This is a genomic window from Chryseobacterium sp. ZHDP1, from assembly GCF_018603435.1.
GTDB classification, from domain to species: domain Bacteria; phylum Bacteroidota; class Bacteroidia; order Flavobacteriales; family Weeksellaceae; genus Chryseobacterium; species Chryseobacterium indicum.
On the sequence record NZ_CP075682.1, the window covers coordinates 4,140,544 to 4,157,576 of the forward strand.

The 17,033-nt window shown below is 36.9% G+C and carries 19 protein-coding genes; 6 read left to right on the plus strand and 13 right to left on the minus strand.

What is annotated here, in order from left to right; genetic code table 11:
- Position 1 precedes the first annotated feature (1 nt).
- Both KKI44_RS19180 and KKI44_RS19185 read right to left on the minus strand, forming a co-directional pair.
- Positions 2–385 carry a DUF3037 domain-containing protein gene (locus tag KKI44_RS19180; protein WP_214588765.1) on the minus strand — a complete coding sequence of 128 codons (384 nt, stop codon included), beginning with the start codon at positions 383–385 and terminating at the stop codon, positions 2–4.
- Entirely contained in the window at positions 372–1,145 is a 774-nt protein-coding gene (locus KKI44_RS19185; protein WP_214588766.1) for a HipA family kinase, read from the minus strand. The genes KKI44_RS19180 and KKI44_RS19185 overlap by 14 nt, the downstream gene beginning before the upstream one ends.
- Before the next feature lie 205 nt (positions 1,146–1,350).
- Between KKI44_RS19185 and KKI44_RS19190 the strand changes: the two genes are divergently transcribed.
- Both KKI44_RS19190 and KKI44_RS19195 read left to right on the plus strand, forming a co-directional pair.
- Positions 1,351–2,190 carry an alpha/beta hydrolase family protein gene (locus KKI44_RS19190; protein ID WP_214588767.1) on the plus strand — a complete coding sequence of 280 codons (840 nt, stop codon included), beginning with the start codon at positions 1,351–1,353 and terminating at the stop codon, positions 2,188–2,190.
- Positions 2,191–2,250: 60 nt separating this feature from the next.
- Complete coding sequence (locus KKI44_RS19195; RefSeq protein WP_214588768.1) at positions 2,251–2,442, plus strand: bacteriocin-like protein; 192 nt, start codon at positions 2,251–2,253, stop codon at positions 2,440–2,442.
- Positions 2,443–2,474: 32 nt separating this feature from the next.
- Here KKI44_RS19195 and KKI44_RS19200 read toward each other — a convergent pair whose 3' ends face one another.
- The 9 genes from KKI44_RS19200 to KKI44_RS19240 form a co-directional block, all read right to left on the minus strand.
- Positions 2,475–3,077: a hypothetical protein gene (locus KKI44_RS19200; protein WP_214588769.1), complete on the minus strand. Its 603-nt coding sequence runs from the start codon at positions 3,075–3,077 to the stop codon at positions 2,475–2,477.
- Positions 3,078–3,082: 5 nt separating this feature from the next.
- Complete coding sequence (locus KKI44_RS19205) at positions 3,083–3,904, minus strand: flavin reductase family protein (RefSeq protein WP_214588770.1); 822 nt, start codon at positions 3,902–3,904, stop codon at positions 3,083–3,085.
- Between the two features lie 100 nt (positions 3,905–4,004).
- Positions 4,005–4,415 (minus strand): GxxExxY protein, encoded by a 411-nt coding sequence (locus tag KKI44_RS19210; RefSeq protein WP_214588771.1) that lies wholly within the window; start codon positions 4,413–4,415, stop codon positions 4,005–4,007.
- 117 nt (positions 4,416–4,532) lie between these two features.
- Positions 4,533–5,780, minus strand: coding sequence for a fumarylacetoacetase (fahA, locus tag KKI44_RS19215; RefSeq protein ID WP_214588772.1), 1,248 nt, complete (start codon positions 5,778–5,780; stop codon positions 4,533–4,535).
- 69 nt (positions 5,781–5,849) lie between these two features.
- A complete protein-coding gene (locus tag KKI44_RS19220; RefSeq protein ID WP_214588773.1) occupies positions 5,850–6,335 on the minus strand; it encodes a hypothetical protein in 486 nt (161 codons plus the stop codon).
- Positions 6,336–6,406: 71 nt separating this feature from the next.
- Positions 6,407–7,537 (minus strand): 4-hydroxyphenylpyruvate dioxygenase, encoded by a 1,131-nt coding sequence (hppD, locus tag KKI44_RS19225; RefSeq protein ID WP_214588774.1) that lies wholly within the window; start codon positions 7,535–7,537, stop codon positions 6,407–6,409.
- A 231-nt stretch (positions 7,538–7,768) separates the two neighbouring features.
- Positions 7,769–8,548 carry a hypothetical protein gene (locus KKI44_RS19230; protein WP_214588775.1) on the minus strand — a complete coding sequence of 260 codons (780 nt, stop codon included), beginning with the start codon at positions 8,546–8,548 and terminating at the stop codon, positions 7,769–7,771.
- A gap of 136 nt (positions 8,549–8,684) precedes the next feature.
- Entirely contained in the window at positions 8,685–9,959 is a 1,275-nt protein-coding gene (locus KKI44_RS19235) for an acetyl-CoA hydrolase/transferase family protein (protein WP_214588776.1), read from the minus strand.
- A gap of 200 nt (positions 9,960–10,159) precedes the next feature.
- Positions 10,160–11,347 carry a homogentisate 1,2-dioxygenase gene (locus KKI44_RS19240; RefSeq protein ID WP_214588777.1) on the minus strand — a complete coding sequence of 396 codons (1,188 nt, stop codon included), beginning with the start codon at positions 11,345–11,347 and terminating at the stop codon, positions 10,160–10,162.
- 122 nt (positions 11,348–11,469) lie between these two features.
- Here KKI44_RS19240 and KKI44_RS19245 point away from each other — a divergent pair, with 122 nt between their 5' ends.
- On the plus strand, positions 11,470–13,539 hold the full coding sequence (locus KKI44_RS19245; RefSeq protein ID WP_214588778.1) for a TonB-dependent receptor plug domain-containing protein: 2,070 nt from the start codon (positions 11,470–11,472) through the stop codon (positions 13,537–13,539).
- Positions 13,540–13,736: 197 nt separating this feature from the next.
- Positions 13,737–14,204 (plus strand): thioredoxin family protein, encoded by a 468-nt coding sequence (locus tag KKI44_RS19250; protein ID WP_214588779.1) that lies wholly within the window; start codon positions 13,737–13,739, stop codon positions 14,202–14,204.
- 246 nt (positions 14,205–14,450) lie between these two features.
- On the opposite strand, the gene KKI44_RS19255 is transcribed toward KKI44_RS19250, so the two are convergent.
- On the minus strand, positions 14,451–14,816 hold the full coding sequence (locus KKI44_RS19255; protein WP_076395792.1) for a DUF1304 domain-containing protein: 366 nt from the start codon (positions 14,814–14,816) through the stop codon (positions 14,451–14,453).
- Between the two features lie 69 nt (positions 14,817–14,885).
- Here KKI44_RS19255 and KKI44_RS19260 point away from each other — a divergent pair, with 69 nt between their 5' ends.
- Both KKI44_RS19260 and KKI44_RS19265 read left to right on the plus strand, forming a co-directional pair.
- Complete coding sequence (locus KKI44_RS19260; protein ID WP_214588780.1) at positions 14,886–15,458, plus strand: Crp/Fnr family transcriptional regulator; 573 nt, start codon at positions 14,886–14,888, stop codon at positions 15,456–15,458.
- A 65-nt stretch (positions 15,459–15,523) separates the two neighbouring features.
- Positions 15,524–15,967 carry a carboxymuconolactone decarboxylase family protein gene (locus KKI44_RS19265; protein ID WP_214588781.1) on the plus strand — a complete coding sequence of 148 codons (444 nt, stop codon included), beginning with the start codon at positions 15,524–15,526 and terminating at the stop codon, positions 15,965–15,967.
- Positions 15,968–16,248: 281 nt separating this feature from the next.
- Here the strand turns inward: KKI44_RS19265 and KKI44_RS19270 are convergent, their stop codons facing one another.
- Positions 16,249–17,001, minus strand: a complete 753-nt coding sequence (locus KKI44_RS19270) for a type 1 glutamine amidotransferase domain-containing protein (RefSeq protein WP_214588782.1) — start codon at positions 16,999–17,001, stop codon at positions 16,249–16,251.
- Between the last annotated feature and the right edge of the window lie 32 nt (positions 17,002–17,033).

Consider the following 17,033-nt stretch of genomic DNA (forward strand, 5'->3'; position numbering starts at 1 on the left):
ATTATTTTACTAACTCCTCAAAAAGCCTACCAAAAGTATCTTCCAGATTTCTGGATTTTCCGGGATGAGGTCTCGAAGTCTGGATCACAGAACTTCTTACGGCAGTCAGCCAACGGAATCTTTCCGGAATTTCAAGCTGTGCAATCGGTCCGCCGTCTTTTGTGCCGTCAGCGATTTTTTTGAAACTTTCCAGATTCTGGATCACGTCTTCATAGTCTATTTTGCTTCGCATCAGCTTAAATTTATCCGGACAGAGATAAAATTCCACCTTAATGAATTTTTCTTTTTTTGAAAACATTACCAGTCCGATATTGAAAAATTCTTCTCTTTCAACCTTCGGAACCAATCTTATTACCGCGTATTCGTAGATTTTATCCTCTTGCATTTTTAGCTTCGTTTAAAAAGATTTCAGAATGTTCTAATCGGGTCTTCAGGAAGTTGAAATAGATATCACGGATTTCTTCCGGCGTTTCTTCCGCATCGTTCCAGTGCAGCCAGTCTTCGGGAATGATATTCACAATGTCTCTGAATACCTTTTCGTTCAGTACTTCTTTGGCAAACAGATCGGCTTCATCCAGCTTCGATGCCTGTGGAAGCAAAACATGGTCTTTTACATATTTAAAAGGTGTTTTTGCTGCAGCATCAAAATTCTGCCATGAATGATGAAAATAAAAAGAAGCTCCGTTATCAATAATCCAGAGTTCTTTGTGCCACATCAGCAGATTTGTGTTTCTGAAAGTACGGTCGATATTCGTGATAAATGCATCCAGCCAGACGATTTTCGAAGCCAGAAGCGGATCGATCTTCACACTCGGATCATAAGTAATGGAACCTGAAAGATAATGAAGTCCCAAGTTAAGACCTTCGGAATTTTTCAAAAGATCCTGAATTTCTTCATCAGCCTCCGTTCTTCCGAAATCTACATCCAGATTCACAAAAACAAGCTCTGGAATTTTCAATCCCAAAATTTCTGTAATCTTTCCGCCGATCAGTTCAGAGATCAGCATTTTTACTCCGTGACCTGCTCCACGGAATTTCAGAACATATTTAAAATCATCATCTGCTTCTGCCAAAGCAGGAAGAGAACCTCCCTCCCGAAGCGGCAGAATATAACGCATGACGGTTACCTTTCTTAAATCCAACATAAGGCAAAAATAAGATATTCCTTTGTCTTTATTTCTATTTATACTATTTTTAAGTAAAAATTGATTGTTTCGAAATTATGATTCTGAATAGACCATAGCGGAATGAAGAAATCTGAATATAAATTTCCTGAACGATGCTCGCATCGATTAATGCTGTGTCGGAATGACAAAGAAAAATTTTTAATACATTATTATACAATACAATATGCAGATCACAAAAAAGCAAAATATCATTATTTCCAATCCTGAAACCAGACACTTTTTCGCCGATGCATTTTTTCCGGAAACTGAACAGAAATTACCGTTGGTGATTTTCGTTCACGGCTATAAAGGCTACAAAGATTGGGGCGCATGGAATCTTATGGCTGAAAAGTTTGCGGAAGCCGGATTTTTCTTTGTTAAATTTAATTTTTCGCACAACGGAATAACGGTTGAAAATCCTCATGAATTTGCTGATCTTGAAGCGTTTGGAAATAATAATTATTCTAAGGAACTTTCGGATCTGGGAACCGTGATTGATTATTTCGTTAAAAATGAAAAAGTAGATGCTGATAAGATTATCCTGATCGGTCACAGCAGGGGAGGAGGAATTTCAATCATCAAAAGTTTTGAGGATGAAAGAATTCAAGGTTTAATTACCCTTGCAAGTGTAGACACACTGGATCGCTTCCCGAAAAACGATGCCTTCGAAAAATGGAAGGAAGCCGGAGTGTATTATGTGATGAATGGAAGAACAAAGCAGGAAATGCCTCATTATTATCAGTTTTATGAAGATTTTGAAAATAATTTTCACCGTTTTGATGTGGAAAGAGCAGCCGAAATGGCGAAAGTACATTTTTTAATCATTCATGGAACGGAAGATGAAGCAGTAAATGTAAAAAGCGCAGAGCATCTTCACATCCTGAATCCTAATTCTGAACTGTATCTGGTTGAAAATGCCAATCATACTTTTGGAGCAAAGGAACCGTGGGAAGAGGAACAACTTCCAAAAGACCTTCATGAAGTTACAGAAAAATGCATTGCGTTTATTAAAGAGAAAATGTAAGTTTCCGGATTGAAAATTTTTCATACATTAGTGAGATTAACAAATCCAAATTATTCTGCTATGAAAAATTTAAAAAAATTAACCAGAGAGGCACAAAAAGCTATTGTAGGAAAAGGAGTACAATCTTGTCCGCCAACAGGATGTTACAATTTCTATCTCAGCGATGGAGACAGTACTTGTATCGCTTCGGGATGTCCAAACGATTATGGTACAATCGTTACGGTAAACGGACGATCTCAGTGTTGTTTCTAAAAAGTAAAGGAGTGAAAATTTTCACTCCTTATTTATTTGTTCAGCTTAATGGCATTCTTTTTTACGGATTTTAAAAGACTTCTGAAGTTTTTCATCGTCATCATTTCCGTGGACGGTGTAAAGATCGTTGCTTTCTCACCTTTTTCTACAGAAACTTCCGAATAGGCTTTGAGGGTGTAGATCTTTTTCAATGTTTTGATGTCATAAACATCCATCATCGCGAAAGTTTCATTTTTTCTGTATTCGTCTTGTACGCCTAAAGTATGGTCTAACCCGTTTCGGACTTTGAACGTATAAATATTCACCAGAAAGTTAAAGTCTGAATTGTTTTTAAGGTCTTCCAGATCTTCTGTTTCCGGACTGAACGGAATATCATGACTGATTAAGTTTTCGGATTTTGCTGTCTTTAAATCATAGGCTTTCCCGCCGCTTAATTCGTTAAATAATTTCATGGTTGCAGATGTCATCATTTCCTTGTGATGTTCATCAACCGTCGTGTTGATATTATTAACCAGCCACTTCTGATCGTTAGAAAACACCAGAGATTTGCTGTAAATTCCGTAGTCTTTTCTTACAGGATAATAGCAGGACTGTAAACCAAACAGGATCAGTAATAAGAGGATGAATTTTCTCATAAATGTTAGTAAATCAGAATTTTCCAGGCTTCTTCAATTTTACTTTCCAGTAATAATTTCTGGGCTTCAAAATGAATCTTTTCATCGGAATGATAATTTCCTGAAGGCAGTATTTCAACATTTGCCAGCATTCCCAAATCGTTTCCTGTAAATATTCTGCTGAATTTTATTTCATCCGGAAGAAGATCGAAGCCGATTCCTTTCGTTACCAGTGGTTTTGGAACTTCGAAAAGATTGTCTGCCGTATTTCTGGAATACCAGTTGCTTCCCAGTCTTGCCACCATATCCAGTTTTGCCTGATCCAGATTTCCGTTTTCATCCAGATATTTTTCCCGGATATGAATTTTCTGAACTTCACAGATCACCAGATTTCCTGCACCGCCCTGATCGCCTAAAGATTTTACTTCTAATACTTTACATTCAAAATTTACAGGACATTCTTCAATTAATTTAGGCTGAACAAGATCAGCATCTTTCATCGTTAATCCGGATTTAATGAATTCGTTAACGCCTTCTTCATATTCTGTTGAAGCCAAAGAGATCTGCTGTACAATCGGAAAATTAACCGTTCCGATCACCACTTCCGGAACTTCAAGAACGTTTTCCAGCGTATGTTTGATCGTATTATCGCGAACTCTTCTTGAAGGTGAAAAAACCAAAACCGGAGGAACTGTACTGAACATATTAAAAAAACTGAACGGCGACAGATTGCTGTTTCCGTCTTTATCAACCGTTGAAGCCAGTGCAATCGGACGCGGTGAAACGGCAGTCTGCATTACTGTCTGCAGTTGTACTGGAGTTATTTCAGAGGGGATGAGTGTTTTCATTATTATATTGTTTTTTTTAACACATAAGTCACATAAGTTTAAAGTTCAAAATATTGAAAATATTTAGTACACATTAGTTTGAAAATCTATAGATTTTCATTTATAACAGATTTTCAAAGTCTTTATTTACAAATGTTTCCGTTCCTTCATGATAAAGATTATAAACATTAAAATTTACAAGAATTGATTTTGAAACTTTAAGCAAATTCATATAATTCATTGTTTGCGCTCTGTGAATATTATGAAATTCTGTAACGGATTTTATTTCCAATACTATAGCATTTTCAATTAGAAAATCACATTTAACCTTACAGTCAATCTTTAAACCTTTATAGATTAATGGAATTTCAAGTTCACTTTTATACTTTATGCCAAGCAAATCAAATTCTCTTTCTAAACATTTATGATATATTTCTTCATAAAGACCCGGACCAACAATTTTATGAACTTCTATACATGCGCCAATTATCTTATACGTAAGCTCATTGATGTATTTCTTAGTAAGTTCCATAATTGTGTTTTGCCTAATTCAATGAAAATCGATAGATTTTCAAACTAATGTGTTCTCTTATGCAGATAAAAACTTCTTTGTGACTTATGTGTCAAAAATTATCTATAAATTTTATATTTAAACAGCAGGAATAATTTTGCCAGAAACCTCTCCAAAACCAACTCTTACCCCGTCTTTTTCAGCCCAGGCTTTCATGGTTACGGTATCGTTATCGTTGATGAATTTTCTTTCTTCTCCGTTGTTTAACTGAATCGGATTCTGACCTCTCCATGTTAATTCCAGCATGGAACCGAAAGATTTCGGATCGCTTCCTGAAATAGTTCCGCTTGCATACAGATCTCCGACTTCCACGTTACAGCCGTTTACGGTGTGATGAGCCAGTTGCTGCGTCATGTTCCAGTACATATGCTTGTAGTTGCTTTCGCAGATCAGGTTTTGCTCTCCGTTTTCAGGCTGAAGATAGACTTCAAGATTGATATCGTAATTTTTATCTCCTTCAAATTTCAGATAATCCAAAACTTCAGGATCCTGTGTAGGAGAAGCGGTTCTGAATGGCTCTAAAGCTTCCAGAGTAACCACCCACGGCGAAATAGAGGAACCGAAATTTTTAGCTAAAAATGGTCCCAGCGGAACATACTCCCAAGACTGAATATCTCTTGCCGACCAGTCGTTGAAAACCACCATTCCGAAAATCGCGTCTTCAGCATCTTTGGTTGAGATACTTTCGCCCATTTCGGTATTTTTATTGATGATGAATGCCATTTCCAGTTCAAAATCCAGTTGTTTGCAAGGTCCGAAAATTGGCTTTTCCACATCTACAGGTTTCATCTGACCTTTCGGACGGTTGATTTCCGTTCCTGAAACGACGATAGAGGAAGCTCTTCCGTGATAACCTACCGGAAGATGTTTCCAGTTAGGAAGCAGTGCATTTGCAGGATCTCTGAACATTTTTCCCACGTTGGTTGCATGTTCGATGCTGCTGTAAAAATCTGTGTAATTCGGAATATGAACCGGCATCATCATTTTAACCTGATCCAGCTCATAGAAAGCTTCTTCAATGGTTTTTTCGTCTTTTGACAAAGTAGAACCTTCCTGTAATAATTCCTGAATTTTTAAACGAACGGCATTTGTTACGGGCTTTCCAAGCTCGATGAACTCATTTAAGGTATAGGCTTCGAAAACGTTATCGCCAAAGCCTTCAATTTCTTCGAAATACCCTAAATCGTACAACGTTGCCAGATCTATGATCTGATCACCGATTCTTGTACAGCACCCGATGTATTCTTTGTTGAAAACCGCTACACCAAACGGAATATTATGAATAGAAAAATCTGAATCTGATGAATATTCTACAAATGATTTCATAATTTTAGAATTTAGTTTGGACTTTATATAAATCCGTTAGAATTTTTGGTTGTAATATTTGTTTAAATATTACTTTTTAGATTTGGTTTTGTTTTTAACTTTAGAAAAAGATTCTTCGTCAATCCAACGTGCTTTTGTATTCACGTCAATCAGGTACAGAATATTGTCCTGTCTTGTTAAAAGCAGCGTTTTGGTAACGGGGATCGGAACTTTTTTGTTTTCCAGAAGATCAGCTCTTAAAGAAATGATGTTCTTTCTGTTTCTTACAATATCCCCTGAAAAAACATTTGAACTGCTTTCTCCAGTAGCTTTATCATCAAAAACCTCTACATAAGTCGCTTTGTTTCCTTTAATGACAATAAAATCCCTTTCGGTATGGTCTGCTTCATCGTTGATGAAAATAAACTTTTTGTTGTCAATATTTACCGCTTCCAGATTCTGGTTGACTCCCTTTCTTTCCTCAAGTCTTGTAAGAATATCATTCAGCGAACCATACTGAGCTTTTAGCCCAAAGCTCGCTCCTAAAAATAACATTCCAATTAAAAATTTTTTCATATTAATGTGTTTTTTATAAAAAAGTTTTGTCAAGACTGTTCATCCTGACAAAACTCACTGTTACTATAAAATTAAAGATTTCCTCTTCTTTCCTGTTCTCTTTCCAATGCTTCGAATAATGCTTTGAAGTTTCCTGCTCCGAAGCTTTGCGCTCCGTGTCTTTCAATAATTTCAAAGAATAGAGTAGGGCGGTCTTCTACAGGTTTTGTAAAGATCTGAAGCAGATATCCTTCTTCATCATGATCAATAAGGATACCAAGCTCCTGAAGTTTCTTAATATCTTCGTCGATGTGTCCCACTCTTTCAGGAACCATGTCATAATAGGCTTCAGGCGGCGCAGATAAAAATTCTACCCCACGTTTTTTAAGTTCAGTTACGGTATGGATAATGTCTTTTGTAGCTACCGCAATGTGCTGTACTCCTTCACCTTCGTAGAAGTCCAGATATTCTTCTACCTGAGATTTTTTCTTCCCTTCTGCAGGTTCGTTGATCGGGAATTTTGCGTAACCGTTTCCATTGGACATTACTTTAGACATCAAAGCAGAATATTCTGTATTAATCTGCTTGTCATCAAAAGAAAGAATGTTTACAAATCCCATTACTTTTTCATACCATTCTACCGTTGGAATCATTCTGTCCCAGTCTACGTTTCCTACGCAGTGGTCTACATACAATAAACCTGCGTCTTCAGGCTTGTAATCGCTTTCCCACTTTTCGTAACCCGGCATGAAAGGTCCGTTATAATTTTTTCTTTCGATAAACATATGAACGGTTTCTCCGTAAGTATAAATTCCGGACATTCTTACCTCACCGTTTTCGTCTGTTAACGTTACCGGCTCAAGGTAAGGTTTTCCGCCTCTTTTTGTAGTTTCTTCAAATGCAGAATAGGCATCATCTACCCAAAGAGCCAAAATTTTCACTCCATCACCGTGTTTTTTTACGTGCTCATTAATTGGAGAATCAGATTTAAGCCCTGTGGTAAGTACCAATCTGATTTTTCCCTGCTGAAGAACATAAGAAGCACGATCTCTTACTCCAGTTTCAGGACCAGCGTATGCAACAGACTGAAAACCAAAAGCGGTTTTATAATAATGTGCAGCCTGTTTAGCATTTCCTACATAAAACTCAATGTAATCTGTACCATTGATCGGTAAAAAATTTTCAGCCTGAGCAATTTTTTCGGCAAATGTAAGTGTTGACATATTTCTATTTTTACTTTTATATTTATGGGAATGCAAATTACGAATTTCTTACTAATACGAAAAATATTAACAAACAATCGTTAGGTTGATTTAACATAATCGTAAAGAAAAGTTCATTTAAGTATATTTAAGTTTATTATTCTGCTAATAATATGTATAGATTTGTATTACTAACAAGTGAAAAAAAAATATTTCGAAAAATGAAGCCGCAGGTTTTTCCTGCGGCTTTCTTTATTTTAGATTGTTTAATCTTCCTGCATCCGGGTTATAATTATCCCATATTTTCCACACATTGTCTATTTTTCTTATAAAATAAATCTGTGTATTCAGCTGGTTGACAAAATGTTCTTCACCTGTTGCTCCTACTTTAAAAAGCAGGTTCCAGAATTCCTGAGATTCCAGAATTTTTTTGTCCGGTTCATCTGTCACAATATGGATGTCAAATACTTCATAATTCGAACGGTTATTTTTCGTTACCAGATGAAAATCTCTTTCACACAATTCTTTGCTGAAATGTGAGGCTCTTTCCATAAAGGGCGATTCATTGAATACCAGATCTGTGAAGAGCTCTGTCTTATGCTGAGGAAACTGCTTGTAAAATTCAAAAACGGTAGCGCAGTAGTCGCACACCATCCGAAAGAATTTCTGACTGTTGTCTTCATCATCTCCCTGTCTCTTTTCTTTTATAAACTGTATGTAAGCATTTAAATCTTTGTATCCCAGAAAAATACATATCTTATCCAGTGTTTTTAAAAATCTGAGATCATTGTGCGTTTTATCCTGATAATCATTCTCGAAAAAACGCTGAAGGGTAACGTGGGAAATGGTATTGCCTATTTCAAATTTTTTTCCGCCTTTAAGTTCTTCTGCTTCAGAAAGTTCATCTTTAATGATTTCAGAAAGGATAATATAATGGCTTCGCTTCCATTCCTGCACATTCCCCAGAACTGAATTTTTCACTTTGGGATGCTTAACAACCTCTTCTCTTATCGAATTATATATCGTTTTCAATTTCCTGTTTTTAAAAGCTTTTTTGCAAATATACTGCCAATTGACTGATTTTTTTTTAACTATTTCATTATGTTAAATCGCAGACTGTTTTTTTGACTGGCAGAAAGAAAAATAAGCTCTTAAAATATAGAGAATATTAATGCTTAAACCTTTCATAGGCAGCTTTTTCCAGCATTTCCCTGTCATCGGGATGCGCAATACTGATTAATTCCTGAGCTCTCTGCCTTAAATTTTTTCCGTAAAGATAAGCGGTTCCGTACTCCGTTACCACCCAATGAATATGTCCTCTTGTGGTTACCACTCCGGCTCCCTGTTTCAGGAAAGGAACAATTCTGGACACTCCTTTTTTGGTTCTCGAAGTAATGGCGATGATCGGTTTTCCGTCTTCGCTCAATGCGGCTCCTCTCATAAAGTCCATCTGCCCTCCGATTCCGCTGTACTGCATCGTTCCGATAGAATCTGCACAAACCTGTCCGGTAAGATCAATTTCAATGGCAGAATTGATAGCAACCATTTTATTATTTCTCATGATATTGATCGGGAAATTCACCGTACTCACATCATCAAATGAAAATACCGTGTTATCGTCCACGTAATCATACAGTTTTCTTGTGCCAAAACAGAAACTGGTAATGGTTTTATTGTCGTTGTAGCCTTTATATTTATTGTTGATGACATCATTCTGGATCAGATCTATTACACCGTCACTCAGCATTTCGGTATGTACTCCCAGATCTTTATGATTGTGAAGACATTTCAGAACCGCATCCGGAATGGTTCCTATTCCCATTTGCAGGGTGGATTTATCGTCAATTAATTCCGCAACATTTTTACCGACCAGCATTTCTTCAGGACCTACTTTTGCCCCGTAATCTACGGTTGGAAGTTCTTCTTCATGCCATACAAGCTTATGAATTCTGCTGATGTGGATCATTCCGTCGCCATGCGTTCTCGGCATTAAAGGATTCACAACTGCGACAAGTATTTTTGCGGTATCCACCGCAGCTCTTGCAACATCCACGGAGGTTCCCAATGTACAGAAACCATGTCTGTCGGGCGGTGAAACAGTAATTAAAGCAACATCAAGCGGTAATATATTTTTTCTGAAAAGAATAGGAATTTCACTTAGAAATACGGGAACAAAATCTCCTCTGTCGGAATTCACTGCATCGCGTACAGGAGACGAAACAAATAAAGAATTAACGAAAAATTTGTCTTTGTACTCAGGTTTTGCAATTTCCACATTTCCCTGCTGGGTAATGGAAACCATTTCTACATTATCCAAACGATGGGATTGCCTCGCTAGTTCGTCGATTAAGTAATTGGGAGTACAGGCGCTTCCGTGAAAAAATACACGGTTTCCGCTTTTAATGGTATAAATAGCTTCTTCTGCGCTGATGTAATTTTGCATATTGAAATTTTTTATGAATTTTTCTTAGTCTTAAAGATAGTTCATATTGTTTTTACTTAGTCTTATTATTCGAAGATTTTTATCATGTTTTAATTAAATTGATTCAAAAAAAAAGGACTGAAATATTAATATTCAGTCCTCAATATATTTTGATAATAATTTCAGTGCTAAAAGCCGGAAGCCAGTCGCAAAAAGCTTTATTATTCCTGAGAACGGTCTTCAAGATGATTGTCTTCGCTTTCCAGCCATGAAGTTTTGTAAGAAGGATCTTCCACTTTTAAAGCTTCTTCCGTAATTTTCAAAGGTCTGAAAGGATCTACCATTACAGCATATTCTTCCGTGAATTTTTTACCGATACTTCTTTCCATAGCTCCCGGATGCGGTCCGTGAACAATTCCTCCCGGGTGAAGCGTGAAATCCATTAAATCGATATGGTTTCGGCTCATGAAATCGCCTTCCGTATAAAATAAAACCTCATCCGAATCGATATTTGAGTGGTTGTAAGGAGCCGGAATGGCTTGTGGATGATAATCGTACATTCTTGCACAGAACGAGCAGACTACGAAATTATGAGCTTCGAAAGTCTGGTGAACCGGAGGCGGTTGATGAATTCTTCCCGTAATCGGCTCAAAGTTTTTGATATTGAATTTGTAAGGATAAAAATAACCGTCCCATCCTACAACATCAAACGGATGCGTTGCGTAGATGAAGTCTGTAATCTGGTTTTCCTTTTTTACTTTAATTAAAAATTCTCCTTTTTCGTCTTTCGGTTCCACAAAGGTAGGAGTGATGATGTCCCTTTCGCAGAAAGGAGAATGTTCCAGCAACTGTCCGAATTCGTTTCTGTATCTTTTCGGAGTGTAGATTGGAGAATGGCTTTCCAGAATGAAGAAAACCGTATCATCAGAATGCAGTTCCACCTGATAAATGGTTCCTCTCGGAATAATTAAATAGTCCCCTACAGAAAATTCAAGATTTCCCACAAAAGTTTTTAAAATTCCGCTTCCGCTGTGCGCGTATAAAAGTTCATCGCACTCGGCATTTTTATAAAAATAATCCATTGATTTTCTTGGCTTCGACAATCCCATTTTCAGGTCGTTGTTCACCATTAGGAACTTACGGCTGTCCAGAAAATCGTCTTCGGGAGTTACATTCATTCCCTTAAACATTCTTGGCGTTACGTTTTTATCAATAACAATTTTCGGAGCTACGTCCTTCGGTTCGCCGATGGATTTTATCTGCGTAGGACGGTGAATGTGGTACAATAAAGAAGAAATTCCATGAAAACCTTCCGTCCCGAAAAGCTGTTCATAGTAAAATTTATCTTCAGGAGATTTAAAAATCGTGTGTCTTTTCTGGGGAATATTTCCCGACTGATGATATCTCATTTTACTTTTATATGTTGATTCTCAAATTTAACACTTTTTCATGAATTCAATTTAATAATATTTTTCAGTTGAGTTTTGTGGTTAGAAAATAATTGTTAGCTTTGTCTAACAATTATAATTTCATGAGGCGAATATTATTTTCTGCAATCTTCTTTTCGGGTTTCTGCTTTTCACAGGAAACGGACAGTCTGGCTTTGAATGGGTCGAAAGAGCACGATTCTGCAAAAGTTTCAAATCCAAAAATCAAAACAAAAAATATTGATGATGTGGTGATTACAGGAACGATAAAACCTATCAGCAAATCGAAAAGTCCTGTAAATGTTGAAATTTATTCGCAGAAGTTTTTTCAGAAAAATCCGACGCCGAGCATTTTTGAAGCCATTTCTATGGTCAATGGAGTAAAGCCTCAGTTAAATTGTTCCGTCTGCAACACAGGAGATATTCACATTAACGGACTGGAAGGTCCTTACACGATGATTTTAATTGACGGAATGCCGATTGTCAGTTCGCTGTCCACCGTTTACGGACTGAGCGGAATTCCCAACAGTCTGGTTGACAGAATTGAGGTAGTAAAAGGTCCAGCTTCTTCTATTTACGGCTCCGAAGCAATGGGCGGAGTCATTAATATTATTACTAAAAATGCTTTGACTGCACCCAAATTAAGTGTCGATCTCATGACGACAACATGGAGTGAAAATAATATTGACCTTTCCACGAAATTTAATTTGGGAAAGAATGTCGCTTCGCTGTTGAGCATGAACTATTTCAACTATACAAAAAGATTCGATTACAATAAAGACAATTTTACGGATGGAGCTTTGCAGAACAGAATTTCAGTTTTTAATAAATGGAATTTCCGGAGGAAGGAGAGCCGATTGGGGAGTTTTGCTCTGAGATATTTATATGAAGACCGCTTTGGCGGAGAAATGCAGTGGAATACATCCTATCGGGGAAGCAATGAAGTATACGGAGAGAGTATTTATACGAATAGAGTAGAAGCTTTCGGGGTTTATCAATGGCCTTTAAAAGAGAATATCATTACTCAGTTTTCCTTTAATTTTCATGACCAGAATTCTTTTTACGGCAGTAATCCTTTTCTGGCGAATCAGAAAGTGGCTTTTACCCAGACATATTGGGATAAAAAATTCGGAAATCATGATTTGATTCTGGGGATTACGTTTAAAAAGACGTATTATGATGACAATACGCCGGGAACATTGTCTGCGGACGGATTGATGAATGAACCAATGAGGTCGCCGATTGTTGGAGCTTTTATTCAGGATCAGTGGGAAATTAATGAAAAAAATACGTTGCTGTTGGGGTACAGACTGGATTATGACAAAATTCATCATGCCGTACATTCTCCGCGTTTTGCATGGAAATTTTCGCCGAATCCTTATCATACTGTACGATTCAATTTCGGAACAGGTTTCCGTGTGGTGAATTTGTTTACTGAAGATCACGCTGCATTAACGGGTTCGCGTGAAGTGGTGATTCAGTCAAATTTAAAGCCTGAAAGATCTATCAACGGAAATATAAACTATGTTTGGAAAATTCCGGCTGGAGATCAATTGATTAATTTGGATGCTTCTGCATTTTATACGTATTTCAGCAACAAAATTGTCGGAGATTTTGATACCGATCCTGCGAAAATTATTTATGATAATCTTCAGGGGTACGGAATTTCGAGAGGAGCTTCTTTAAATCTGGATTATACTTTTGATCTTCCTTTGAGTGTTAATCTGGGAGTGACGTATCTGGATGTTTATCAGAAGTTTGATGGGGAAAATGAAAAATCGCAGCAGCTTCATGCCCCGAAATGGAGCGGGACTTATAATCTGAGTTATAAGTTTAAAAATAATCTGACAGTCGATTTTACAGGACAGTTTTACGGACCGATGCGGCTGCCGGTTTTACCGAATGATTACCGACCGGAATATTCTCCGTTGTATACTTTGGCGAATATTCAGGTTTCGAAGAGTTTTAAATCGGGATTTGAAGTGTACTGCGGAATAAAAAATCTTTTCAATTTTACTCCGAAAGATCCGTTGATGCGACCTTTTGATCCGTTTGATAAAAATGTAAATGATCCGTTAAGCAATCCTTATCATTATACTTTTGATACGACGTACGGATATGCGCCGATGCAGAAAATAAGAGGTTTTTTGGGAGTGAAATATACTTTAAAATAGTTGTGAATTTTAACGCAAAGATTTTTCTAATGAACAAGAATATTTTTAGAAAGCAAAGGCAAATAAATTTGCTTCACGAAGCGTAAGGAAAAGCTTCATCAAATCAACCTGTTGATCCATCTTTGCTCACTTATATGAAATAGAAAAAATTAAAACTTTGCGTTTAAAAGATTTTTATAAGAAAAAACATATATAAAATGAAAAGCCTAACGATATTTTTATTTTTAATGTTGATGCCGTGTTTTTGTCTTTCGCAGATGAAAACCGGCACTTTTTCGGATTTGGAAATTCAGCAGAAGGAAGATCCTAAACCAATCATTATTCATCTTTATACAGATTGGTGCAGTGTCTGTAAAATCGAGAAATTCAATTTAAATAAGGATAAAGAACTGGTTGAACTCATCAATCAGCATTTCTATATTATCAATTTTGAAGCCGAAAAAACAAAACAGAACATCCGTTTTTTAGGAAAAGAATACCATTATCTGTCTAACGGAAACTCGGGAATTCATGAGCTGGCTCTGGCTTTATCAAAGAATAAAAGTCAGCCGGTTTATCCTTTGTGGATTATTTTGGATAAATATGGAAATTTGATTGAATATCATGAAGGATTGTTTACACCTGAAGGATTAAAGAAGAAACTCAAAAAGGTTTTGAACAAATGATTTTGTTTAGCAGATTGATTGGAAGCTGTAGATTTCTACGTTACGCTTCGGCTCCGCTCAGCGTACGAAAGGTCACCAATACAAATATTTTATTAGAGAGGAAATAAGGAGTCTTCTTACAGTACGCTTCGGCTCCGCTCAGCGTACAGCAGAAGGTTACCAATACAAATATTCCTCATCTATTTTAATAGAGAGGAAATTTTTTACTTCAAAATGATGAAGGGTTATAAAATCGGGGGAGAGGTTTTATTTTAAAAGCACCGCAGCAATCGCCAGAATTGCCGGTAACGCCTGAACAAAAAATATTTTCTTCGTGGCAGAAATAGCACCATAAATTCCGGCAACGGCAACACATCCTAAGAAAAATAAAGCGATATTCGTCTGCCATTTCGGATCTTCGATGAAGAATGACCAGATGAGTCCGGCAGCAAGAAAACCGTTGTAGAGTCCCTGATTGGCGGCTAAACCTTTGGTCGGTTTAAACATTTCGGGAGGCAAAGCTGCCTTGAAAACTTCTTTTCCTTTGGTTTCCCAGGCAAACATTTCCATCCAGAGAATATAAAGGTGTTCGAGGGCAACAGCGGCGATGAGTATTTTAGCTACAATTTCCATAATTTACGTTTTTGTTTTGTAAAACTAAAAAAATAAAGTTAAGTTTGGTTATACAATTTTCAAAAAAAAATGGAAACTTTCAGGCAGCATTTGGAAAAATTTATTTCGGTAACCGATGATGAATTTTCTTCCATTCATTCATTTTTTCAGCCGATGGATAGTAAGAAGAAACAGAATCTGATGACCGAAGGAGAAATCTGCCGGTCGATGTATTTCGTGGTAAAAGGCTGTCTGAGAAAATTTTTCATCAATGAAAAAGGAGTGGAGCAGACTACGGAATTTGCAATTGAAAACTGGTGGATCACCGATACTTTTGCGTATGAAAGACAATCTGTCTCCAATTTTTCAATCCAGTCGGTCGAGAAATCACACATTTTAAAAATTGATTTAAAAGATCAGGAAGAACTGCTGAAAAAGCATCCCGTTATGGAGCGGTATTTCAGGATGATCTACCAGAGAGCGTATGCCGCTTCAGAAAGACGCATCCGTTATCTTTATGAATTTTCACGCGAAGAACTGTATGTGCATTTCAGTACCCAATATCCGTGGTTTATCCAGAGAATTCCGCAATATTTAGTGGCTTCTTTTTTAGGCTTTACTCCGGAATATTTAAGCGAAATCAGGGCGAAATTACGTTCTTAAACCAGTTTAAGTTTTTTACAGACATCAAACCGGAACTTTGTCTCAGAAATTTAAACCAAAATATTATGAGTGCAAGATTCAACTGGACAACCGTTCATCCTGCGGCATACAAAGCGGGAATAGGCATGGAAACTTCTCTTCAGAACAGCTTTTTAAGTCCGATTCAGAAAGAATTAATCAAAATCAGAGCTTCGCAGATCAACGGATGTGCTTTCTGTCTGGATATGCATACGAAAGATGCATTGAAATACGGCGAAACACCGCAAAGAATTTTCCTGCTGAATGCGTGGAGAGATGCAAAAGAACTTTACACGGAGGAAGAACAGGTTATTTTGATGATAGCGGAAGAAATTACGTTAATCAGTGAGAAAGGATTAACCGAAGAAACCTATCAGAAGGCAAAAGAACTTTTTGATGAAACCCAGATTTCAGATATTATTATGGCAGGTATTGTGATTAATATGTGGAACAGAATTGCCATTTCTACCCATATGCCGATCGGAAAATAGATTTTAATGCAAATAGTAAAAAACAAAAGAGCTTTCCATATCTGAAAAGCTCTTTTCATTATTAAATCTGTTTAAACTTTTTATTTAACCGCAAAAGTCAAAAAAGATCAACTGAACTTTTATTTAAAAGTTGGTGATTATAAATAAAAAAAAGGTCACAATAGTTTTTAAAAATCTTTGATTTTTATTCTTTTGAGCACTTTGATTATTCTGGAAATTCGCTTTATCATTATCTTTTGTCCCTTGTGCGGTTTATTCTGAATTTGTTTAAACTATTCTGTTTATTTTTTCAATTCCTTTAGAATTTCTTCGCCTACACTTTTTGCAGACTGAGGATTCTGTCCGGTAATTACCCTCTGGTCGCTCACTGCATGAACCTGCCAAAGTCCGGATTTTTCGAATTTTGCGCCTCTTTCTTTCAGCTTATCTTCCAGAAGGAAAGGAACCACGTTGGTTAATTTCACTTCAGCTTCTTCTTCGTTAGTGAAAGAATTGATCTTTTTACCGTCAACCAGATATTTACCGTTATTCAGTCTGATGTTGACCAAACCTGCCGGACCGTGGCAGACTGCTGCAACCACACCGCCGTTTTCATAAATTTGAGAAGCGATGGAAGCCAGTTCGGTGTTGTCTGCAAAATCCCACATCGCACCATGACCTCCCGCATAAAATATTGCTTTATAGTCTTCCGGATTCACTTCCGATGGTTTCATGGAATGATCGATCTTGTTTTTATACTTTTCGTTTTCCCAGAATTCTTTATTTACAGGATCTTTCAGATCAAATCCGTCTACCGGAGAAGTTCCGCCTTTCGGGCTTACAAAATCTATTTCATATCCTGCTTTGTGAAGAACTTCCCATGGATGAGCCACTTCCCCCAGATAATATCCTGTTTTTTCACCGGTGTCGCCTTTTGTTCCATGACTGGTAATGACGAACAAAATTTTCTTTTCCATATTTTTAAACTTTTTGGTTTGTGCCTGCATAAATCCTGCCATAAAGATGACAAGGACGAGTAATATTAATTTTTTCATGCTGATATTTACTGTTAAATAGACTGTTGAAA